The sequence below is a fragment of the uncultured Campylobacter sp. genome (assembly GCF_938017705.1).
GTDB lineage: Bacteria > Campylobacterota > Campylobacteria > Campylobacterales > Campylobacteraceae > Campylobacter_B.
On record NZ_CALIIS010000159.1, the window covers coordinates 1 to 1,828 of the forward strand.

Below are 1,828 nucleotides of genomic sequence, written 5' to 3' on the forward strand. Positions count from 1 at the left end.
AGGCTACGTTATATGCCAATCTACTATAATGCCACGTCGCCTCATATAAAGTATATGAATTATAGCCGAACCTCTTAATATAAGCTCGCTTTTCTTTATTGAGCGCAGAATATCGAATATCGCTCAATAAATAATTTTTAAGAACTAATTCAATCGTTTCAATATCTAAAAGCTTAATCGTAAATTTTGTAAGTTTTTCAAATTTATCAAGCTTTTTAAAATCATCGTATAGGCACGGTTGCAAGCTTTCTAGATAAAGATGTTCCATCTCACTAATAATATTGATTTCGTCAAATTGCTTTATTGGAGTAGCTATATTTATGCCTATTTTAGTGGTATTTCTTATCGAGGGCGAGCCATCTTTGCTTTTTTTGATAATCGTCCTAGCTATAAAGAATATAATGATAAGCCAAACTATCATCGCTAAAACGTTTTGATTTGCCATATTTATGTCCCATTGTTTTTACAGATTATAGCAAATTTTCTAGGCAATAGTCAGCAGGGGCGGTCTAATTTTTCTTTCAGGGCCTCTTTTGCATATCTATTTAGCTCCTCGTCGGTCTTTAAAATTTCTATCGTACAAAAGCTGGTGCCGCATTTCGGACATTTGCGCCAACGCTGCACCGTAGTGCTTTTGATCGTGGCTATGACGCAGGTTTTTTCGTAGGCACACTTCGGGCAGATCATACTTGCCCTTTGCTGGCACGAAATTGTGCGATCTTGCTTAGCCCGGTGATTAGCTTGCTTGCGTTTGCCGCGCTTAGCTTTGCCAGCTGCTCTTCCTTGCCGAGTAAAATTTTACATTGCCGCATCGTAAAGCCCAAAAGCCCCCGCTCGTCCATACCAAGGTGGGCGGCAAGCGCGCTTATGCGAGCAAACTGCGACGGGCTTATCCTTTTGGCGGCGGGCTTTGCGTCCTTTCCGCTTCGCTTTGTCGCGCTCGCACGATCCGCACTTGCATTGTAGATCAAATTTCGCCCCAATATGTCGGGCTTGAAGTCCGTCCCGTCCTCTACGCGTCCGCATAAAATATCAAGCGCACGCTCAAGCTCGCTTATGCTTAGCTCCTTGCAGCTATAGACGCCAAAGCGAAACCCGAGCCAATCCTCCCACGCATCCGCCACCTTTATTTGCTTATATAAGGGGGCGGTGTGAATGCGGGTTAGAAGCTGCTTGCGATAGATCTCTTGGGATTTGGTCATCGCTTGTCCTTTAGCTTTTTAGTAACACAAGCGCTACTATCGCCGTGATGCTAAGCGCGATAAATATCGTGCTTGCGAATATTAAAAAAAGCTGCATTATTTAATCTCCAAATTTGGGTTTTCCTACTTCGCTTCGCTTGTGTCGCGTTGCCTATTCTCATATATGTTGCCGACGACTATAAAATAATCCGATATGACGTCATCTTTAAAATTAAAAATGAAATCGGTGAATAGCCCCGCTATACTTTTTATAGCAAAGCAAGCTTTATCCTCACACCAATAAACACGAGCCTCATCAGGTAAGGAATTATCCGGCGCAATAATATACCCCTCGTAAATTTCCACGCCATTTTTGTCATTTATTCCTATGTATTGCATTAGCTCAATTTCGTCAAAATCTGCTTCAAAGCTAACGCCAGTTTCTTTATCCCAAAGCGTCACTTCTTCGTTTGCGAAGTCGATACTTAGTACTTCGTAAATTCGTCCATCAACTTTAAAAAATGCCTTGAATTTTAACCCTGTCATCGCTTGTCCTTTACTTTAAATCCCAATTTATATCTTTTAAATAATCTTTGGCTTTTTTGGCTTCTTTTTCGCCAGCTTTTGAAGAATAAAAGAAATCAATA

The 1,828-nt window shown here is 41.1% G+C and carries 4 protein-coding genes; all 4 read right to left on the bottom strand.

All coding sequences use genetic code 11. The features are described 5' to 3' along the window. Positions 1-445: hypothetical protein (locus tag Q0605_RS07850; protein ID WP_298705846.1), on the bottom strand; the 445-nt coding region annotated here is incomplete at its 3' end. Between the two features lie 50 nt (positions 446-495). After that, on the bottom strand, positions 496-687 hold the full coding sequence (locus Q0605_RS07855) for a hypothetical protein (protein WP_297961864.1): 192 nt from the start codon (positions 685-687) through the stop codon (positions 496-498). Then, positions 684-1,202 (bottom strand): hypothetical protein, encoded by a 519-nt coding sequence (locus tag Q0605_RS07860; RefSeq protein ID WP_298705849.1) that lies wholly within the window; start codon positions 1,200-1,202, stop codon positions 684-686. The genes Q0605_RS07855 and Q0605_RS07860 overlap by 4 nt, the downstream gene beginning before the upstream one ends. A gap of 123 nt (positions 1,203-1,325) precedes the next feature. Then, positions 1,326-1,727: a YopX family protein gene (locus Q0605_RS07865; protein WP_298043133.1), complete on the bottom strand. Its 402-nt coding sequence runs from the start codon at positions 1,725-1,727 to the stop codon at positions 1,326-1,328. Positions 1,728-1,828: the final 101 nt, after the last annotated feature.